The organism is Variovorax sp. GW821-FHT09A10 (assembly GCF_059418385.1).
Window position 1 is genome coordinate 1,078,687 of sequence record NZ_JBWKPT010000001.1, and the last position, 19,610, is coordinate 1,098,296.

20 protein-coding genes are annotated in these 19,610 nt (G+C 69.7%); 9 read left to right on the forward strand and 11 right to left on the reverse strand.

What is annotated here, in order from left to right; genetic code table 11:
* The first annotated feature begins 21 nt into the window (after window positions 1-21).
* Genes AC07Q9_RS05175 through ureC form a run of 3 tightly spaced genes read left to right on the forward strand, consistent with a single transcriptional unit; the run spans window position 22 to window position 2,653 of the window.
* Window positions 22-618, forward strand: a complete 597-nt coding sequence (locus AC07Q9_RS05175) for a HupE/UreJ family protein (protein WP_495260839.1) — start codon at window positions 22-24, stop codon at window positions 616-618.
* A 7-nt stretch (window positions 619-625) separates the two neighbouring features.
* Window positions 626-931 carry an urease subunit beta gene (locus AC07Q9_RS05180; RefSeq protein ID WP_070063624.1) on the forward strand — a complete coding sequence of 102 codons (306 nt, stop codon included), beginning with the start codon at window positions 626-628 and terminating at the stop codon, window positions 929-931.
* A 3-nt stretch (window positions 932-934) separates the two neighbouring features.
* The gene (gene ureC, locus AC07Q9_RS05185) at window positions 935-2,653 is read left to right on the forward strand and encodes an urease subunit alpha (protein WP_095949383.1); all 1,719 of its coding nucleotides are present in this window, start codon (window positions 935-937) and stop codon (window positions 2,651-2,653) included.
* Between the two features lie 30 nt (window positions 2,654-2,683).
* On the opposite strand, the gene AC07Q9_RS05190 is transcribed toward ureC, so the two are convergent.
* Both AC07Q9_RS05190 and AC07Q9_RS05195 read right to left on the reverse strand, forming a co-directional pair.
* Window positions 2,684-4,084: an amidase gene (locus AC07Q9_RS05190; RefSeq protein WP_495307788.1), complete on the reverse strand. Its 1,401-nt coding sequence runs from the start codon at window positions 4,082-4,084 to the stop codon at window positions 2,684-2,686.
* Window positions 4,085-4,236: 152 nt separating this feature from the next.
* Window positions 4,237-5,175, reverse strand: a complete 939-nt coding sequence (locus AC07Q9_RS05195) for an AraC-like ligand-binding domain-containing protein (protein ID WP_495307789.1) — start codon at window positions 5,173-5,175, stop codon at window positions 4,237-4,239.
* Window positions 5,176-5,360: 185 nt separating this feature from the next.
* Between AC07Q9_RS05195 and ureE the strand changes: the two genes are divergently transcribed.
* The 3 genes from ureE to ureG all read left to right on the forward strand — a co-directional run bounded on the left by ureE (window position 5,361) and on the right by ureG (window position 7,450).
* Window positions 5,361-5,957 carry an urease accessory protein UreE gene (ureE, locus tag AC07Q9_RS05200; protein ID WP_495307791.1) on the forward strand — a complete coding sequence of 199 codons (597 nt, stop codon included), beginning with the start codon at window positions 5,361-5,363 and terminating at the stop codon, window positions 5,955-5,957.
* A 149-nt stretch (window positions 5,958-6,106) separates the two neighbouring features.
* A complete protein-coding gene (locus tag AC07Q9_RS05205) occupies window positions 6,107-6,778 on the forward strand; it encodes an urease accessory protein UreF (RefSeq protein ID WP_495307793.1) in 672 nt (223 codons plus the stop codon).
* A gap of 21 nt (window positions 6,779-6,799) precedes the next feature.
* Window positions 6,800-7,450: an urease accessory protein UreG gene (gene ureG / locus AC07Q9_RS05210; protein WP_095949388.1), complete on the forward strand. Its 651-nt coding sequence runs from the start codon at window positions 6,800-6,802 to the stop codon at window positions 7,448-7,450.
* 27 nt (window positions 7,451-7,477) lie between these two features.
* On the opposite strand, the gene AC07Q9_RS05215 is transcribed toward ureG, so the two are convergent.
* Entirely contained in the window at window positions 7,478-8,356 is an 879-nt protein-coding gene (locus AC07Q9_RS05215; RefSeq protein WP_495307794.1) for a pirin family protein, read from the reverse strand.
* Window positions 8,357-8,509: 153 nt separating this feature from the next.
* Here AC07Q9_RS05215 and AC07Q9_RS05220 point away from each other — a divergent pair, with 153 nt between their 5' ends.
* Window positions 8,510-9,466: a LysR family transcriptional regulator gene (locus AC07Q9_RS05220; protein WP_495307795.1), complete on the forward strand. Its 957-nt coding sequence runs from the start codon at window positions 8,510-8,512 to the stop codon at window positions 9,464-9,466.
* Here the strand turns inward: AC07Q9_RS05220 and AC07Q9_RS05225 are convergent.
* From AC07Q9_RS05225 to AC07Q9_RS05235, 3 genes are all read right to left on the reverse strand, one after another.
* Entirely contained in the window at window positions 9,455-10,063 is a 609-nt protein-coding gene (locus AC07Q9_RS05225) for an ATP-binding protein (RefSeq protein ID WP_495307797.1), read from the reverse strand. The genes AC07Q9_RS05220 and AC07Q9_RS05225 overlap by 12 nt on opposite strands.
* Before the next feature lie 269 nt (window positions 10,064-10,332).
* Window positions 10,333-11,493, reverse strand: coding sequence for a porin (locus AC07Q9_RS05230; protein ID WP_495307799.1), 1,161 nt, complete (start codon window positions 11,491-11,493; stop codon window positions 10,333-10,335).
* 158 nt (window positions 11,494-11,651) lie between these two features.
* Window positions 11,652-12,659, reverse strand: a complete 1,008-nt coding sequence (locus AC07Q9_RS05235; protein WP_095747468.1) for a bile acid:sodium symporter family protein — start codon at window positions 12,657-12,659, stop codon at window positions 11,652-11,654.
* 70 nt (window positions 12,660-12,729) lie between these two features.
* Between AC07Q9_RS05235 and AC07Q9_RS05240 the strand changes: the two genes are divergently transcribed.
* Complete coding sequence (locus AC07Q9_RS05240) at window positions 12,730-13,656, forward strand: LysR family transcriptional regulator (protein ID WP_062479435.1); 927 nt, start codon at window positions 12,730-12,732, stop codon at window positions 13,654-13,656.
* Here the strand turns inward: AC07Q9_RS05240 and AC07Q9_RS05245 are convergent.
* Both AC07Q9_RS05245 and AC07Q9_RS05250 read right to left on the reverse strand, forming a co-directional pair.
* Complete coding sequence (locus AC07Q9_RS05245) at window positions 13,616-14,038, reverse strand: response regulator (protein WP_095743895.1); 423 nt, start codon at window positions 14,036-14,038, stop codon at window positions 13,616-13,618. The two genes, AC07Q9_RS05240 and AC07Q9_RS05245, sit on opposite strands and share 41 nt — an antisense overlap.
* A 109-nt stretch (window positions 14,039-14,147) precedes the next feature.
* Window positions 14,148-15,134, reverse strand: coding sequence for a quinone oxidoreductase family protein (locus AC07Q9_RS05250; RefSeq protein WP_095949395.1), 987 nt, complete (start codon window positions 15,132-15,134; stop codon window positions 14,148-14,150).
* 109 nt (window positions 15,135-15,243) lie between these two features.
* Here AC07Q9_RS05250 and AC07Q9_RS05255 point away from each other — a divergent pair, with 109 nt between their 5' ends.
* A complete protein-coding gene (locus AC07Q9_RS05255; protein WP_495307801.1) occupies window positions 15,244-16,155 on the forward strand; it encodes a DMT family transporter in 912 nt (303 codons plus the stop codon).
* A 19-nt stretch (window positions 16,156-16,174) separates the two neighbouring features.
* Here AC07Q9_RS05255 and AC07Q9_RS05260 read toward each other — a convergent pair whose 3' ends face one another.
* The 3 genes from AC07Q9_RS05260 to AC07Q9_RS05270 are packed head-to-tail and all read right to left on the reverse strand — an operon-like array spanning window position 16,175 to window position 19,598.
* Complete coding sequence (locus tag AC07Q9_RS05260) at window positions 16,175-16,966, reverse strand: SDR family oxidoreductase (protein WP_159274987.1); 792 nt, start codon at window positions 16,964-16,966, stop codon at window positions 16,175-16,177.
* Between the two features lie 43 nt (window positions 16,967-17,009).
* Window positions 17,010-17,963, reverse strand: coding sequence for a DMT family transporter (locus tag AC07Q9_RS05265; protein WP_070063637.1), 954 nt, complete (start codon window positions 17,961-17,963; stop codon window positions 17,010-17,012).
* Between the two features lie 21 nt (window positions 17,964-17,984).
* Window positions 17,985-19,598, reverse strand: coding sequence for a gamma-glutamyltransferase family protein (locus AC07Q9_RS05270; protein ID WP_495307803.1), 1,614 nt, complete (start codon window positions 19,596-19,598; stop codon window positions 17,985-17,987).
* Between the last annotated feature and the right edge of the window lie 12 nt (window positions 19,599-19,610).

A 19,610-nucleotide genomic window follows, 5' to 3' on the forward strand; every position in this document is an offset into this window, starting at 1 on the left:
CACAAGAAGAAAGACCCTTTCATGCGCTTCGCAAAGACTTCCGCCCTGCTCGTCACCCTCCTGCTGCCGCTGGCCGCCAGCGCCCACACGGGCGTCGACGGCGGCGTGCACCACGGTTTCGTCACCGGCTTCATGCACCCACTCACCGGCGCCGACCACCTCGCGGCGATGGTCGCGGTCGGCCTGTGGAGCGCGCTGGTCGCGCGCCGCGCCTGGCCCGACCTGCTGTGGGCGCCGCTGGCCTTCGCGGGCATGCTGCTCGCGGGCGCGCTGGCCGGGCTGGCCGGTGTGCAGCTGCCGGCCGTCGAACCGATGATCGCGGCCTCACTGCTGGTGCTGGGCCTGCTGGTCGCCACGCGCGTGCACCTGCCGGCCGGCGTCGCCATGGCCGTCGTGGGCCTGTTCGCCGTCTTCCACGGCGTGGCGCACGGCCACGAACTCGCGGGCGAGCACGGCGCGGCCCTCACGCTGGCCGGCATGGTCAGCGCCACGCTGCTGCTGCACGCGGCCGGCATCGCGCTGGGCTGGGCGCTGCGCCATGCCAACGCCTGGCTGCCGCGCGTGGCCGGTGCCGCCGTCGTCGCCCTGGGCGCCACGCTGCTGGCCCAGGCGGTCTGAGGCGGCCATGACGCCCGGCGAACTCCTCACCGACGACGGCGAGCACACGCTCAACCCCGGCCGCCGCGCCCTCACGCTGGTGGTGCGCAACACGGCCGACCGGCCGATCCAGGTCGGCTCGCACTATCACTTTGCCGAGACCAACGGCGCCCTCGACTTCGACCGCGCCGCCGCGCGCGGCATGCGGCTGAACATCGCCTCGGGCGCCGCGGTGCGCTTCGAGCCGGGCCAGCAACGCACCGTCGAGCTGGTCGACTTCTCGGGCGATCGCATCGTCTACGGCTTTCGCGGCCTGGTTCAAGGAAAGCTCTAAAACATGGCCACCATCGGGCGACGCGCCTACGCAGAAATCTTCGGCCCCACCGTGGGCGACCGGGTCCGCCTTGCGGACACCGACCTGCTGATCGAAGTGGAGGCCGACTACACGCTGCGCGCCGGCGGCTACGGCGAAGAGGTGAAGTTCGGCGGCGGCAAGACGATCCGCGACGGCATGGCGCAGTCGCAGCGCACGCGCGCGCAGGGCGCCGTCGACACGGTGATGACCAACGCCCTCATCCTCGACCACTGGGGCATCGTGAAGGCCGACATCGGCCTGAAGGACGGCCGCATCGCCGCCATCGGCAAGGCCGGCAACCCCGACGTGCAGCCGGGCGTGGACATCGTCATCGGCCCGGGCACCGAGATCATCAGCTGCGAGGGCACCATCGTCACTGCGGGCGGCATCGACAGCCACATCCACTTCATCTGCCCGCAGCAGATCGAGGAAGCGCTGGCCTCGGGCGTGACGACCATGCTCGGCGGCGGCACCGGCCCGGCCACCGGCACCTTCGCGACCACCGCCACGCCCGGCCCCTGGCACATCGAGCGCATGCTGCAGGCGGCCGACGCCTTCCCGATGAACCTGGGCTTCCTCGGCAAGGGCAATGCCAGCCTGCCCGACGCGCTGCACGAGCAGATCGAGGCCGGCGTCATGGGCCTGAAGCTGCATGAAGACTGGGGCACCACGCCGTCGGCCATCAGCAACTGCCTGGACGTGGCCGACGCCACCGACACGCAGGTGGCGATCCACAGCGACACGCTGAACGAATCGGGCTTCGTCGAGAACACCATCGCCGCCGTGGGCGGGCGCGCCATCTGCGCCTTCCACACCGAGGGCGCGGGCGGCGGCCATGCGCCCGACATCCTGCGCGTGGTGGGCGAGTCGAATTTCCTGCCCTCGTCGACCAACCCGACGATGCCTTACACCGTGAACACGCTCGACGAGCACGTCGACATGCTCATGGTGTGCCACCACCTCGATGCCGGCATCGCCGAGGACCTGGCCTTTGCCGAGTCGCGCATCCGCAAGGAAACCATCGCCGCCGAAGACGTGCTGCACGACCTGGGCGCGATCAGCATGTTCAGCTCCGACAGCCAGGCCATGGGCCGCGTCGGCGAGGTGGTGATCCGCACCTGGCAGACCGCGCACAAGATGAAGCAGCAGCGCGGCACGCTGCCCGAGGACAGCGAGCGCAACGACAACTTCCGCGCGCGGCGCTACGTCGCCAAGTACACGATCAACCCGGCCCTCGCGCACGGCATCGCGCACGAGGTGGGCTCCATCGAAGTCGGCAAGTGGGCCGACCTCGTGGTCTGGAAGCCGGCCTTCTTCGGCGTGAAGCCCTTCACCATCATCAAGGGCGGCACCATCGCGATGGCCGCGATGGGCGACCCCAGCGCGTCGATTCCCACGCCGCAGCCGGTGCACTTCCGGCCGATGTTCGGTGCCTACGGCGGCTCGCTCGCCAAGAGCTCGCTGACCTTCGTCTCGCAGGCCGGGCTGGCCGCGGGCATCAAGGAACGCTACGGCCTGAGCAAGCACCTCAGCGCAGTGAAGAACATCCGCAACGTGCGCAAGCAGGACCTGATCCACAACGGCTACACGCCGAAGATGGAGATCGACGCGCAGACCTATGCCGTGCGCGCCGATGGCCAGCTGCTGACCTGCGAGCCGGCCAAGGTGCTGCCGATGGCGCAGCGCTACTTCCTGTTCTGAACGAAGCCGCGCTGGGGCTGCTGCGGTGACTTACACCGCCGGGTGCCGACGGTGCCAGTCGGTCGCCCGCTGGAACGCCCAGCCCGCGCGCACCAGCAGGTCTTCGCCGAAGTGCGGCGCCACGAACTGGAAGGCCACCGGCACGCCCGCCTCGGTGGCGCCGCCCGGCAAGGTGAGCGTGGGGCTGCCCGTGAGGTCGAACGGGCAGGTGTAGCGCAGCATGCCTGCCAGCAGCTCCGGGTCCACGCCGAGCTGGCCGGCACGCTCGAGCGTCGGCGCCGCGAAGGGAATGGCCGGGATCAGCAGCAGGTCGACCTCTTCGAAGAACGTGCGCACGCGGCCGGTGAAATCGGCGCGGCGCAGCAGCAGCTTCTGGTAGTCGGTGGCGCTTTGCGACAGGCCCAGGTCGATCAGCCCCGAGAGGCCCGGGCCGTACTCCGCACGCCGCGACGGGTACGTGGCCTCGTGCGCCACGGCGGTCTCGACCGCGCACAGCGGCGACCAGTCGAGCACGGCCTGCGTCGTGTCGGGAAACACCACCTCGCGCACCGAAGCGCCCAGCGATTCGACCGTGCGGATCGCAGCCGCGAGCGTGGCGCGCGTGGGGGCGTCCACGCGGTCCAGCGTCCACGCGGGGTCGATGCCCACGCGCAGGCCGGCCAGGCCGCGCGTCATCGTCGCCAGGTAGTCGGGCACCGGCAGTGTGCTCGCCGTGGGGTCGCGCGGGTCGGCGCCGGCGATGGCCGCCAGCATCGCGCCCGCGTCGGCGGCGCTGCGCGTCATCGGGCCGATGTGGTCGAGCGAGGCGGCGAGTTCGAAGGCGCCGTGGCGACTCACCCGTCCCCATGTCGGCTTCAGGCCGGTGATGCCGTTGGCCGCCGACGGAAAGCGGATCGATCCGCCCGTGTCGGTGCCCAGCGCGCCGAAGCACAGCCCCGCCGCCGTGGCCACGCCCGAGCCGCTGGACGACACGCCGGGCCACAGCGTGGCGTCCCACGGGTTGACCGGCGACGCGATCTGCGGATGGTGGTCGGCAAAGGCGCCTTCGGTCTGCTGCAGCTTGCCCAGGATCACCGCGCCGGCCTCGCGCAGGCGGTGCACCACGGTCGCGTCTTCCGTCGGGCGGAACGCTTTGTGGATCGTCATGCCGTGCGCGCTCGGCACGCCCTCGGTCCACAGAAGATCCTTCACGGCCAGCGGCACGCCGTGCAGCGGTCCGCGCGCGCGGCCGGCGGCGATTTCGGTGTCGGCGCGGCGCGCTTCGTCGAGCGCCTGCGCGTCCATGCGCGTCGCGTAGCTGCGCAAGCGGCCGTCGACGGCCTCGATGCGCGCGAGCATGGCGCGCGTGACCTCTTCCGACGAGCGCTCGCGCGACTGGATCTGCCGGCCGACTTCCAGCAGTTCGAGATGATGCAATTCCTTGTCCGCCATGACTGACTCCCGCATGTGTAGGGTTGAGAAAGAAGGTCTGAATCCAAGTGGCGAAGCTGCCACCCCGGGCGAACCTTATCGGCGCACGGCGGCCCGCGCTGGTCTCTTTCGGACATGCACTTGTGCTGGGGCGGACACCCCGCACGCGGCGCTCAGCGCGGCTTCAGCAGCGTGTGCGGCGCGCAGCCGTAGGCCTTGCGGAAGACCCGGCTGAAATGCGACAGGTCGGAAAACCCGTGCTGGAACGCGACGTCGGTCACGCTGTGCGCGCGCCCGCCCACCAGCGCCTCGCGGCTGGCCGCCAGGCGCGCCTGCCAGACCGCCCCCATCGCCGTCTCGCCCTGGCGCGCGAACGCCCGCGCCACGGTGCGTGCCGAGACATGGTGCGCCTGCGCCAGCGCCTCGAGCGACAGCGCCGGGTCGTCCAGGTGGCGTTCAATGTAGGCCGTCATGCGCGCATGCAGGCCGCGCTCGGCGCCGGCGTCGCCAGTCATGTCCTGCTGCAGCTCGAGCGTCACGGCCAGCAGGTCGATGAGCGCGCCGCCGAAGCGTTCGGCCGCGGCGGATTGGGGCTGCGCAAAGGCCGGGTTCGCCGTCTCCCGCAGCATCGCGTGCAGCGGCGCCGCGCCGGGGCGGTCCGCGGCGATGGTGCGGGCGGTGAAGTCCTCGGCCTTCGCGAAACGCCGCAGCAGCAGCCGGCGCGGCATGCGCGCCAGGTAGACCGAGCGCGCGTCCAGCGTGCATTCGAACGGCCGGCCGGCGTCGTAGAGCAGCATGTCGCCGCTGCGCAACCGCCCCTGCCGCCCGCCTTGCACCAAGGTGCCCTCGCCCTCCTGCACGAACGCCAGCCACAGGTCGTCCAGCGGATGCCGGCGCAGGTGGGGCGCGTCGCGCGACCAGTGATGCACCGGCGCCGACATGCGGTTGACGCTGACCGCGCCGACGTCGCGCACATCGAGCCGCCCTTCGAACGGCTCGGCCGTCATCGCACGGCTGGCCGCGGGAATGCAGTGGCGGCACACGACGTCGTGCCAGTAGTCGAAACGCAGCGGGGTCGCGACATCGGTCGTCAGGTAGGCCAGGCTGTTCATGACGCGGATGCTGGGGCGGATGGGGCGCGCAGGCAAGCCCCCGAGCCCACAAGGCCCGATATTTGCTAACCAAGGAAAGCCCGTTCTCGGCACGTTGGCCTCGCCGACGGGCTTGGGACACCACGCCGAACAGGGGCTGCAAGAGGCGCTACATTCATCGGCCTCATTCGACCCCGCAACCCGCCATGCTCACCGCCAACAAACTCATGCCCCAGGGCCGCGGTCTCGCGCCCGTGCTGCTCAAGCGTGCCGCCACCATCGAACTCGACTGGGACGTGCGCCAGAAAAGCCGTTTCGACGCCACCGACTCGCAGGGCCGGCAGATCGGCATCTTCCTGCCGCGCGGCACCGCGGTGCGCGGCGGCGACGTGCTGGTGGCGGAAGACGGCTCGCTGGTGCGCGTGATCGCGGCGCCGCAGCCGGTGCTGCGCATCACGCACTGCACCGCCCACGGCACGCCCTTCGACCTGACGCGCGCGGCCTACCACCTGGGCAACCGGCATGTGCCGATCGAGCTCAAGCCCGACCACCTGAAGATCGAACCCGACCACGTGCTGGCCGACATGCTGCGTTCGATGCACCTGATCGTCGTCGCCGTCGAGGAAGCCTTCGAGCCCGAAGGCGGCGCGTACGGCGCGCAAGGGCATTCGCATGGCGGCCACAGTCATGACCACGACCATGGCCACGACCACGGACATTCCCACGGCAAGAGCGGCCCCAAGCCCCTCGTGCTCGCCCCCGAACTGCTCGACGACGATCACGGCCACAGCCACTCGCATTGAAATGACCCACCGCCCTTCCCGTGCGCAGGACACTGGGTGCTTCCCGCAGCGAAGTCAAGGAGGAGGGCGAAGCCCGGGGGACATTCGCGGAGGGAAGTGCCCGGTGGCCTGCGCACGCGCCCTGAACAGCGGCGCGCGCCCATAAACAAATGCCGACCCCGCACAGCCTCCTCCAGCTCATCTGGCTGGCCTCCCCCGCCCTGCCGGTCGGCGGCTTCTCGTATTCCGAGGGCGTCGAGGCCGCGGTCGAATGGGCCGGCATCCATTCAGAAGCCAGCGCCACCGAGTGGCTCTCCGACCAGCTGCACCTGAGCTTCGCGCGCGGCGACCTCGCCCTGGCCGCCCAGGCGATCACCGCCTGGCGCGCGAACGACGCGCAACGCATCCGCACCCTCAACGACTGGGTGCTGCACACCCGCGAATCCGCCGAGTTCTTCCTGCAGACCGAGCAGATGGGCCGCTCCTTCGTCGAGTGGCTCAAGCTGCACCACGCCGACACGGCCGAGGTCTTCGCCGGCCTGCCCGCGACCTACCCCGTGGCCTTCGCGTTCGCCGCCAGCCGCACCGAAGCCTCGGTGCAGGACGGCTGCCTGGCCTTCGCCTTCGGCTGGGCCGAGAACATGGTCGCCGCCGCCGTCAAGGCCGTGCCGCTGGGTCAGAGCGCGGGCCAGCGCATCCTCGCGCGGCTCGCGAATGAAATCCCTGCGGCCGTCGACCGTGCGATGGCCCTGGGCGACGACGAGCGCCAGGCCTTCGCGCCCCTGCTGGCGGTGTTGTCGGCCCGCCATGAAACACAATATTCCCGCCTCTTCCGAAGCTGACCGAACCGGACCTTTTCGCCCATGACCTCCGCCCTGCACCACATCCCGAACCGCACCAAGAAGCTCCCGCCGCTGCGCGTGGGCATCGGCGGCCCCGTCGGCTCGGGCAAGACCACCCTGCTCGAAATGCTCTGCAAGGCGATGCGCGACAAGTACGACCTCGTCGCCATCACCAACGACATCTACACCAAGGAAGACCAGCGCCTGCTCACTGTGGCCGGCGCGCTGCCGGCCGAGCGCATCATGGGCGTGGAAACCGGCGGCTGCCCGCACACCGCGATCCGCGAAGACGCGTCGATCAATCTCGAAGCCATCGACCGCATGCTCGAAGACTTTCCCGACGCCGACATCGTGTTCGTCGAATCGGGCGGCGACAACCTCGCGGCCACCTTCAGCCCCGAGTTGTCGGACCTCACCATCTACGTGATCGACGTGGCGGCCGGCGAAAAGATCCCGCGCAAGGGCGGCCCCGGCATCACCAAGAGCGACCTGTTCGTCATCAACAAGACCGACCTCGCACCCTACGTGGGCGCGAACCTCGACGTGATGGAACAGGACACCCAGCGCATGCGCCGCCAGCGCCCCTACGTGATGACCAACCTCAAGACGCTCACGGGCGTCGCCGAGGTGGTCGCCTTCATCGAAACCCGCGGCATGCTCACCGCCGCCTGATTCTTCAACCAGGGCGGCGGTGGGCGCTCAGTGCGCCACGGCCTCCGGCATCTGCCCGAACTTCCCGCTGCCGAAGTCCTTCATCGCCTGCACGATCTCGTCGCGCGTGTTCATCACGAACGGGCCGTGGCCGACGATGGGCTCGTCGATCGGCTCGCCGCTCAGCAGCAGCACCACCGCGTCGTTGTTGGCGTCCAGCGTGAGCGCGTCGCCCGCGCGGTCGAGCAGCACCATCTGCGCGTCGCGCACGACCGTCTCGCCGTTCACCTGCACCGTGCCGCGCAGCACCACCACCGCAGCCGTGTGGCCTTCGGGCACCGGCAGCGTCACCTGCGCACCCTGGTTCAGGCGCAGGTCCCACACGTCGATGGGCGTGAAGGTGCGGGCCGGCCCCTTGTGGCCGAGGTAGTCGCCCGCGATCACGCGCACGCTGCCCGCGCCTTCCGGCAGCGGCACCGACGGAATCTGCGCATCGACGATGGCCTGGTAGCCGGGTGTGGCCATCTTGTCCCGGGCGGGCAGGTTGACCCACAGCTGCACCATCTCGAGCTCGCCGCCGTCGCGCGTGAACGCTTCGGAATGGAACTCCTCGTGCAGGATGCCCGCGCCGGCGGTCATCCATTGCACGTCGCCGGGGCCGATGGTGCCGCCCTGCCCGGTCGAGTCGCGGTGCGACACCTCGCCCTTGTAGACGATGGTCACGGTCTCGAAGCCGCGGTGCGGGTGCTGGCCCACGCCGCGCGGCTGTGCGGTCGGCGTGAACTGAGCCGGGCCGGCGTAGTCGAGCAGCAAGAAGGGGCTGGCGTGGCGGCCCAGCGTGTCGTAGCTGAACAGCGAGCGCACGGGAAAACCGTCGCCCACCCAGTGCGGGCGCGGTGCGCTGTAGGTGCCGAGGATCTTCTTCATGGTCTGTGTTCCTTTCCATCTGGCGGCTCGCCCGGAACGGGAAAGCCATGGATCAAGGATGGGGCCGCAACGATGCTTTGAGTAGATGCCAGAATTCGCCCTCATCGTTCCATCTGGCGAACGATCAACGGCACGGAGGGCCCCAAAAAAGCCATGCGCGACCTGAACGATCTCTACTACTACGCCCAGGTGGTCGACCACGGCGGTTTTGCCCCGGCCGGCCGCGCGCTCAGCGTGCCCAAGTCGAGCCTGAGCCGGCGCATCGCGCTGCTCGAGGAGCGGCTGGGCGTGCGCCTGATCCAGCGCTCCACGCGCCGCTTCAGCGTCACCGACATCGGCCGCCAGTACTACGAGCATTGCGTGGCCATGCTGGTCGAGGCCGACGCCGCGCAGGAGGCCATCGACCGCCTGCAGGCCCAGCCGCAGGGGCTGGTGCGGCTGTCGTGCCCGCCGGCGCTCGTGTACTACCAGGTGGCCGAGATGATCGCCCGCTTCATGACCGAATGCCCGCGCGTGACGGTGCAGCTGGAGAGCACCAACCGCCGTGTCGACGTGATCCGCGAAGGCTTCGACCTCGCGCTGCGCGTGCGCTTTCCGCCCCTCGAAGACACCGACCTCGTGATGAAGGTGCTGGGCCACAGCACGCAGCGGCTGGTGGCCCACCCGCGCCTGCTCGAAGGCCTGACGGCGCCGGCCAGCCCCGCCGACATCGGCCTGCTGCCCAGCCTGGACCTCGGCCCGGCCCAGCCGCACCACACCTGGTCGCTCGAAGGCCCCGACGGCGCGAGCGCCGAGGTGCGCCACCAGCCCCGCCTGGTGACCGACGACATGGCCGCGCTGCGCCATGCCGCCCTGCAGGGCGTGGGCGTGGCCAAGATGCCGACGATGATGGTGCGCGACGACCTGCAGGCCGGCCGCCTCGTCGACGCGCTGCCGCAATGGGCGCCGCGCAGCGGCATCGTGCATGCGGTGTTCCCCTCGCGCCGCGGCCTGCTGCCGTCGGTGCGCAAGCTGGTGGACTTCCTGGCGGTGGAGTACGAGGCGCTCGAAGCCCTTGAACTTTCGGGCGTACCGGCCGCGTCGGGGCCGACGCGCACCTCAGTCGACTGATCCGGCGGCCACCGCCGGCGCGTACAGCGGCAGGCGCAGCGTCAACCCGAGCACGCCGCCGTCGTCCGGCGCCGAATAGATGCGCCCGCCGTGGCGCCCCGCGATGCGCTCGCAGATGCGCGCACTGGCCAGCGAGGCGGCGTCGAGCGCATCGAAGAAGCGCGCCAGCGGGGGCCGTTCGCTGTCAGCGTCGAGGTCGCGCCAGTGAACGACGGCCTGCGTGCCTTCGATGCGCGCGCGCACCTGCAGCGTCGCGTCCGCCGCCATCACGCGCGCGGCATGCGCGGCCACCTTGGCCAGCAACTCGCGCAGCTCCGATGGAATGCCGAAGACCGGCACCGCTTCCGCGGGCAGGTCCACATCGAGGTGCAGCGATGTTGCATCGCCAGATTCAGTGCCGAGCAAAGGCCGCAGATCCTGCACGCGGCTGTCCGCCAGGTGCTGGTGCAGCTCGGTGCGGGCCTGCTGCGCAAGGCCACGGGCGTGCACGGCCGCGCGGGCGTTGGCGACGAACAGCGCGCCCATCAGCGCGAGCACGCCGGTCAGGCCGAGGCCGATGAGCGTGGCAATGACCAGGCCGAGTGAACTGCCGTACACGGTCGCCAGTCCTCAGCGCGTTTCAGGAAAGGCCGGCCGCGCGCAGCCGCTCGGAGCCTCGCAGCGTGGCGGGGGCCCCTCGCGAAACCCCGGCGGTGGCCCGGGCGGAAAAAGAGGCGGCGGCAGCACGATGCAGCCCGACAGGCCAAGGGCTGCCAGCACGCCTGCGAGGTGATGAATTCGGATCATGTGAATCGATGCATGACTGGTTCGACGGCAGGGCCCGTTCGCGTGCACCGGCAGCGCCGCCACACGCGAACGGAGGCCGGTCAGAACGCGTGGCGGATGCCGAAGTCGTAGCCCGTCGACGAACGCGGCAGGCCCGAGTAGCCCACGCCCGTGCTGCCGTAGCCCGTGGTGCTGGCGGCCGTGAGGCTGCCCGTGTAGTTCGCGTCGTTGCGGTTGCTCACGCGCGCCACGGTGGCGTACAGCGCCGTGCGCTTGGACAGGTTGTGCACGTAGCCGATCGCGAGCTTGTTCGCACGCGGATCGTCGCCCGTGACGCCGACCGCGCCTTCGTTGTAGCGCACCGTCGAGTACGACGCGCGGATCAGGCCCGCGCCCACCGGCATGCTCGCGCCGATCAGGTAGCCGTTGTAGCTGTCGCGGCGGTTGCCCAGCGCCGCAAGGTCGAACTTGTTTTTCACGTTCGACAACTCGCCGAACAGCTTGACCGGACCGAAGTCGTACGACGCGCCGAGGTTGATGGTCTGCACCTTGCGCGTGAGCGTGGTGGTGTCGACCGCCACGTTCTGGCCCACCGCCAGCGCGATGTCCAGCGGCCCGTTCGCATAGCCGAAACGCCCGCCGACGTAGCGGCCCGCACTGCTGCTGGTGGCAGCGGTGGTGTCGGTCGCGCTCGTCTTCGTGTTCTCGTTCAGGCTGTACTGCAGCTGACCGTAGAAGCCGCCCAGGTTCGGCGGCAGGAAGTAGCCAACCATATTGCTGGCGCGCACGTAGTTCGTGTTGCCCAGCGCGGTGCTGCCGCTCACCGTGTTGATCACGCTCGAGCCCGAGCCGTTGGTGCCGAACGGGTCGAACACCGTGTCGTTCCAGAACGTGGCCGTGTAGTCGCGGCCCAGCCGCACTTCGCCGAAGCCGCCCGACAGGCTGACGGTGGAACGGCGGTTGAAGTTGGCGATGCCGGTGGCGCCGTCGTCGTTGCTGATCGGCGCCTCGAGCCAGAAGCTGGCGGCGAGCCCGCCGCCCAGGTCTTCCGTGCCGCGAAAGCCGATGCGGCTGGAGTTGTAGCCCGAGTTGGCCAGGCTCCATTGGCTCTGCTTGCTGGTGGTGCCCGTGACGGGGTTGCGCGAGGTGGCGCTCTGGTAGCTCACGCCGGCATCGACGACGCCGAACAGGGTGACCGACGATTGGGCAGAAGCCAGGCCGGTGACGGCCAGCGCGGCGAGTGCCGTGAGGGATTTCTTCATTCAGGTTTCTCCGGGGTTTTCAGCTGCTCTTCATCGAGCCGCTGACCGGATGGTCCTGTTCAAAATTGGAGGAATCTGGTGGACACCAGCCCTCCCCTCGCGGGTGTTGTTTTGCGTTCACGCGCCGGCCGGTGCGTGAACGCCTTGCGCCGAAAAGGCTACTCGGCCGTGCGAAGCGCAGGCGCCGGGGCTGGCGCCGCGCGCCGTGCGTAGCGCTGCGCCAGCACCGCGCACACCATCAGCTGCATCTGGTGGAACAGCATCAGCGGCAGCACGATCGCGCCGACGGCGTGCGAGGCGAACAGCACCTTGGCCATCGGAATCCCGCTCGCCAGGCTCTTCTTGGAGCCGCAGAAGACGATGGTGATCTCGTCTTCGATGTTGAAGCCGAAGCGCCGCGCCATGAACGTCGTGAGGCCCAGCGCCAGCGCCAGCAGCACGCCGCACACCAGCAGCAGGCCCAGCAGCGCGCTCACGGGAATCTGCTTCCAGAGCCCTTCGATCACGGCTGCGCTGAACGCCGTGTAGACCACCAGCAGGATCGAGCCCTGGTCCACAAACTTCAGCACCGCGGCGCGCTTCTGGATCCACTTGCCGATCAGCGGGCGCGACAGGTGACCGATGACGAACGGCACCAGCAGTTGCAGCAGGATGCGCCCGATCGCGTCGAGCGACGAAGACGACGCCACCGCGCCGCCTTCAGGCAGCACCACCAGGCTCACCAGCACCGGCGTGATGAACACGCCCAGCAGCGTCGAGGCCGACGCGCTGCAGATGGCGGCCGGCATGTTGCCGCGCGCCATGGCCGTGAAGGCGATGGCCGACTGCACCGTGGCCGGCAGCACGCACAGGAACAGCACGCCCGTGTACAGCTGCGGCGTCACCAGCGGCCCCAGCACAGGCCGCAGCGCGAGCCCCAGCACCGGGAACAGGATGAAGGTGCAGGCGAACACCAGCAGGTGCAGCCGCCAATGCGTGATGCCCGCGAGGATCGCCTCGCGCGACAGCTTGGCGCCGTGCAGGAAGAACAGCAGCCCGATCGCGACCGTGGTCAGGCCCTCGAAGAAATGCGCCACACGGCCGCTCGCGGGCAGCAGGCTGGCCAGGGTGACGACCGCGACGAGCGTGAGCGTGAAGTTGTCGGGGAGAAAGCGTGAACGTGCCATGGCCTGCATTGGACCTTCCGCCCATTCAAAAGAGAAATGGATTTATCGGATGGATATATGATTTGAGCGCATGAACGTCACGCTGCGCCAACTCCGCGTCTTCCGCTCGGTGGCCGAGGGCCGCAACTTCAGCCGCGCCGGCGACCAGGTGGGCCTGAGCCAGCCGGCGGTGAGCCGGTCGATCTCGGAGCTCGAAGCCCAGCTCGGCCTCAAGCTGCTGGACCGCACCACGCGCGAAGTGGTGCTGACCGAAGCCGGCCACTCGTTCGCGGCCCGGCTCGACCGCGTGCTCGACGAACTCGACCAGACCCTGCAGGACGTGGCCGGCCTGGCCAGCGCGCGCGGCGGCAAGGTGCGCGTGGCCAGCAGCCCCACGCTCTCGGCCAACCTCATGCCCGACTGCATCGCGGCCTGCGCGGTGCAGGCGCCGGGCATCCAGTTCTTGCTGCTCGACCGCATCCAGCAGGACGTGCTGGACAGCGTGCGCAGCGGCGAGGTCGACTTCGGCGTGGTGATCGAGCCCTCCGAGGCCGACGACCTGCACTGCGAGTCGATCCTCAACGACCCCTTCATGGTGGTCACGCTGCCCGGCCACCGGCTGACGGAAAAGAAAGCCTCGGTGAACTGGTCGGCGCTCGACGGCCAGCCGCTGGTGCTGCTCGACCACGCCTCGGGCAGCCGGCGCCTCATCGACCAGGCGCTGGAGCGGCACGGCGCGCGCTGCGACGTGAAGCAGCAGCTGGGCCATGCGACCACCGTGTTCCGCATGGTCGAGGCCGGCATCGGCATCAGCGTGATGCCGGGCCTGTCGCTGCCGCCCGAGGGGCTGGCGCGGCTGGTGGTGCGCCCGCTGGTGCCCAACGTGCAGCGCGCGATCATGCTGATCCGGCGCCGCAACCGCGAGCTGTCGCCGCTCGCGCAGCGGGTCTGGCGCATGGTGCGCGAGACGGCCGCGCTCAGTGAGGCGCCCGCGGCCCCGCCGACGAAGGCGCGCTGAAGAAGCGCTCCTGGCGCTGGCGCACGCAGAAGTCGATCAGCTCCTCGACCTCGGTGGCCTTGTCGAACACCGCGTCGGCGCCGAGCTGCGCGCACTTGCGGCGCGTCTCGGGCGTGGCGTGGTTGCTCAGCACCACCATCTTCTGCCTCGGGTCGCGGTTGCGGCAGGCCTCGAGCACGCTGAAGCCGGTGCCGTCGCCCAGAAACAGATCGACGATGGCCAGGTCCCACAGCGCCGGGTTGCGCGTGAGCCAGCGCGTGCCCTCGGCCTCCGATTCGGCCTGGCCGACCGGATCGATGCGCGCCATCTCGCGCAGCGTGCCCGCCAGGCTGGCGCGCTGGGCGGGGTTGTCTTCGACGATGAAGGCGCGGACGGTGGTCATGGCGGGCTCTGCGGGAGGGACAAGTGCAGGCTACAAATTGCGCCCGCCACAAGTCGAAGGTGTGACACCCCACCGCGCGTAGGACATCACCCGCCGGCCGCCGTCGGACTCAGAGCGTGAGGATCGTGCAGCCCGTGGTCTTGCGCGCCTCGAGGTCGCGGTGCGCCTGCTGCACGTCGGCCAGGGCGTAGCGCTGGTCGATCGGGATCTTCACCGCGCCGCTTTGCACCACCGCGAACAGGTCGTCGGCCATGGCCTGCGTGCGCTCGCGCGTGGCGATGTGCGTGAACAGCGTCGGGCGCGTCACGTAGAGCGAACCCTTCGAGGCCAGCAGGCCGAGGTTGACCGGCGGCACCGGGCCCGAGCCGTTGCCGAAGATCGCCAGCAGGCCGAAGGGGCGCAGGCTGTCGATGGAGCCTTCGAAGGTGTCCTTGCCGACCGAGTCGTACACCACCTTCACGCCCTGGCCGCCGGTGATCTCCTTCACGCGTGCCGCGAAGTTCTCGGTGCTGTAGTTGATGGCGTGCGCCGCGCCGTGCGCCAGCGCGAGCTGGCACTTGGCGTCGCTGCCGGCCGTGCCGATGAGCTGCAGGCCGAGCGCCTTGGCCCACTGGCAGGCGATGAGGCCGACACCGCCGGCCGCCGCATGGAACAGCACAAAGTCGCCGGGTTGCAAGCCTTCGGCGGGCAGCGTCTTCTTCAGCAGGTACTGCGCGGTGAGGCCCTTGAGCATCATGGCCGCGCCGGTCTCGAAGGAGATGTCGTCGGGCAGCTTGCACACGCACTTGGCCGGCATCACGCGCAGCTCGCAATACGCGCCGGGCGGCTGGCTCGCGTAGGCGGCGCGGTCGCCCACCTTCAGGTGCGTCACGCCCTCGCCCACCGCCTCGACGATGCCCGAGGCTTCCATGCCCAGCTGCAGCGGCATCTGGAACGGGTACAGGCCGGTGCGCTGGTAGGTGTCGATGAAGTTCAGGCCCACGGCCTTGTGGCGGATGCGGATCTCGCCGGGGCCGGGCTCGCCCACCTCGACCTCGACGACCTTCAGTTCCTCGGGACCGCCGTGGCGGTCGATACGGACGGCTTTGCTCAACATCGTTGCTGTCTCCACGCAGGGGAAAAAAGAATGGGACGGGCATCGTGCCACGTTTGACCATTTCTCGACGGGCCACGGACACTGCGCGGGCCCGGTAGAGTCGGCGGCCATGTCTTCCGCATCGCACCACCGCCTCACGCCCCTCACCGCCCTGCTCCTCACCGTGCCGCCGCTGCTGTGGGCCGGCAACGCGGTGGTCGGCCGGCTGGTGCGTGCGCTGGTGTCGCCGCTGACGCTGAACTTCGTGCGCTGGGTGATCGCGTTCGTGCTGCTGCTGCCGCTGGCGGCCTGGGTGCTGCGCCGCGACAGCCCGCTGTGGGCGCACTGGCGGCGCTACGCACTGCTGGGCCTGCTGGGCATCGGCCTGTACAACGCCTTCCAGTACCTGGCGCTGCAGACCTCCACGCCGATCAACGTCACGCTGGTGGGCTCCAGCCTGCCGCTGTGGATGCTGGCCGTGGGCACGCTGTGCTTCGGCGCGCGCGTCAGCCGGCGCGCGCTGGGCGGCGCGCTGCTGTCGATGCTGGGCGTGCTGCTGGTGCTGAGCCGCGGCGAGTGGCAGCAGCTGCTGGCGCTGCGGCTGGTGCCGGGCGACCTGTACATGATCGCGGGCACCATCGCCTGGGCCTTCTACAGCTGGCTGCTGGCACGCACGCACGAGCCCGTCAATGTGCGCAGCGACTGGGCCGCCTTCCTCATGGCGCAGCTGGTGTTCGGCGTGGCTTGGTCAGGTGCGCTGGCCGCCGGCGAATGGACGTTCACACCTGCCCACATTGACCTGGGCTGGCCGCTCATTGCGGCGATGCTGTTCATCGGCATCGGCCCGGCCGTGCTGGCCTACCGCTGCTGGGGCACCGGCGTGCAGCGCGCGGGGCCGCAGGCGGCGAGCATCTTCATGAACCTCACGCCGCTGTTCGCGGCCGTGCTGTCGGCGGCCTTCCTCGGCGAGGCGCCGTACTGGTACCACGGCGCCGCCTTCGTGCTGATCGTGGGCGGGATCGTGGTGTCGTCGCGGCGCTGAACACGCGCCGCTGCTTCGGTCAGTAAGTGCCGGGGTACGCGCCGCCGTCTGCCAGCACGTTCTGGCCGGTCATGTAGCCGGCCTGCATGCTGCACAGGAAGGCGCAGATCGCGCCGAACTCCGCCGGGTTGCCGAAGCGTTTGGCCGGAATGTTCTTCTTGCGCGCTTCCCACACGGTGTCGAAATCCTGGCCCGACTTCTGCGCCGCGCCGGCCATCGTGCCCTTGAGGCGGTCGGTCTCGAAGGAGCCCGGCAGCAGGTTGTTGATGGTCACGCCCTGCGCCGCCACCGACGTGCGCGCCACGCCGGCCACGAAGCCCGTGAGGCCGCTGCGCGCGCCGTTCGACAGGCCCAGGATGTCGATCGGCGACTTCACCGAGCTCGACGTGATGTTGACGATGCGGCCGAAGCCGCGCTTGGCCATGCCGTCCACCGTGGCCTTGATGAGCTCGATGGGCGTGAGCATGTTGGCGTCCACCGCCTTGATCCACGCCTCGCGGTCCCAGTTGCGGAAGTCGCCGGGGGGCGGACCGCCAGCGTTGGTGACGACGATGTCGAAGTCGTGGCCCAGCGCGAACACGGCCGCGCGGCCGGCTTCGGTCGTGATGTCGGCCGCCACGTGCTTGACGAACGGACCCGACGGCCCGGCCGCTGCCACCAGCTGCTTGGCTGCTGCGTCGAGCGCCTCGGCGCCGCGCGCCACGATCACCACGTTGACGCCCTCGCGCACCAGCGCCTCGGCGCAGCCGTAGCCCAACCCCTTGCTCGCGCCGCACACGAGTGCGGTCCTGCCTGCAATGCCCAGATCCATGTGTTTGCTCCCGTCGATCGATCGATCGATGTTGCAAGGACGGCTAACGCCCCTTGCGTGTGAAAACGAAGATGCCCGCGATGACGAGCACCGTGCCGGCCGCGATCCACGCGGTGAACGGCTCACCCAGTATGACCACCCCCATGAGGATGGTCGACAGGGGCCCGATCATGCCGGTTTGCGCCGCAATGGCGGGGCCGATGCGCTCGATGGCCATCATCACCATGAGGACAGGCACCGCCGTGCACAGCGTGGCGTTGAGCACCGACAGCCAGATCACCTCGGGCGCGACCGCCATCGCCGCGCTCATCGGCCGCGTGAGCACGAACTGCAGGATGCACAGCACGCAGGCCACGGTGGTCGCCAGCCCCACGAGCCGCAGCGACCCGAGCCGCTTGACGAACTCGCCGCTGTACACGAGGTAGCCCGCATAGCTCACCGCGCTCAGGAACACGAGGAACGCGCCCCACGCGGCCGCGCCGCCGCCCTTGCCGTCGCCGCCGGTCCACAGCTCGTGGCCGAACACCAGCAGCACGCCGGCGTAGCTCACGACCATGCCGAACACCTGCGGGCGCGTCGGGCGGCGCCGGTACAGCAGCCAGCCGAAGAACAGCACCAGCGTGGGGTTGAGGTAAAGAATCAGCCGCTCGAAGCTGGCCGAGATGTAGGCCAGCCCCGCAAAGTCGAGAAAGCTCGCGAGGTAGTAGCCCGAGAAGCCGAGCCCGAGGATGCCGAGCCAGTCGCGCGTCGTGAGCGCCGGCTTGCCGCGCCCGGCCCACCACGCCATCAGCGCGAACAGCGGCAGCGCGAAGAGCATGCGCAGCATGATGAGCGTGATGGCGTCGACGCCGTAGCGGTACGCCAGCTTGACGATGATGGCCTTGCCGCTGAACGCGATGGCGCCCAGCGTGGCCAGGACGAGACCGGTGGCGTAGCCCTTGCGGGCGGCCTCGTGTCCGTGCGGGGGAATGCCGACCGATGCGGCTGTCTTGTTCATCCCCCGATCATCCCTTGATCCTCAGTAGCCTGCAGCGAGGCCGTCGCGGCGCGGATCGCTCGCGGCCACGTAGCCTTCCACCGAAGGCTCGCCCGCGCGCCAGATGAACTGGCCGGCGCCGAAGTCCTGGTAGGAGTCGTTGATCACCTCGAGGTGGTGGCCCAGGTCGCGCAGGCCTTGCAGCGTGTTGGCATTCATCGCGGCCTCGACGTTGATCTCGAGCCCCGCGTTGAAGCGCCAGCGCGGTGCATCGCACGCGGCCTGCGGGTTCTGGCCGTAGTCGAGCATGCGCACCAGCGTCTGCATGTGGCCCTGCGGCTGCATGTTGCCGCCCATCACGCCGAAGCTCATCACCGGCTGGCCGTCCTTGGTGAGGAAGGCCGGGATGATGGTGTGGAACGGGCGCTTGCCCGGTGCCACCACGTTCGGGCTCTCGGCCTTGAGGCTGAAGCCGTGGCCGCGGTTCTGCAGGCTGATGCCGAACTCGGGCTCCACGCAACCCGAGCCGAAGCCCATGTAGTTGCTCTGGATGAAGCTCACCATCATGCCGCTCTCGTCCGCGGCCGTGAGGTAGATGGTGCCGCCCTTGACGGGGTTGCCGGCCTTGAAGTCCTGCGCCTTGTTCACGTCGATGAGGCGGGCGCGCGAGGCGAGGTAGGCGTCGTCGAGCATCTGCTCGGTCGTCACTTCCATGGTCTTGCGCTCCGACACGTAGCGGTACACGTCGGCGAAGGCCAGCTTCATGGCTTCGATCTGCAGGTGCTGCGACTGCACGGAGTCGACCGGCAGCGAGGCGATGTCGAACTTCTCGAGGATGCCCAGCGCGATCAGCGCGGCGATGCCCTGGCCGTTCGGCGGGATCTCGTGCAGCGTGTGGCCGCGGTAGTCGCGCGAGATGGGCTTGACCCACTCGGGCTGGTAGGCCGCCATGTCGGCCACGGTGAGCGCGCCGCCCTGCTCCTTCGAGAACTTGGCGATGGCCTCGGCGATCTCGCCGCTGTAGTAGGCCTCGCCCTTGGTGCGGGCGATGGCCTTGAGCGCGCGGGCCGCCGCGGTGAAGCGGAACAGCTCGCCGACCTCGGGCGCGCGGCCCCAGGGCAGGAAGGCCTGCGCGAAGCCGGGTTGCGACTGCAGGATCGGCGTGGCCGCCGCCCACTTACCCTGCACCACCGGCGGCACGAGGTAGCCGCGCTCTGCGATGTCGATGGCGGGCGCCATCAGGTCGGCGAACGGCAGCTTGCCGAAGCGCTCGCTCATCGCGACCCAGCCGCGCACCGCGCCCGGCACCGTCACCGAATCGATGCCGCGCATCGGCGGCGTGGCGGCGTCGGCGCCGTATTTGGCCTTGAAGTAGTCGGGCGTCCAGGCCTTCGGCGCAGGGCCCGAAGCGTTCAGGCCGTGCAGTTCCTTGCCGTCCCACAGGATGCAGAAAGCGTCGCTGCCCAGGCCGTTGCTCACGGGCTCGACCAGCGTCATCACGGCGGCCGTGGCAATGGCCGCATCGACCGCGTTGCCGCCCTGCTGAAGAATCCGCAGGCCGGCTTGTGCAGCCAGCGGGTGCGACGTGGCGACCACGTTGCGCGCAAAGACCGGGAGGCGGGTCGAGAGGTAGGGATTGTTGAAGTCGAAGTTCATGTCGGCGTGCTC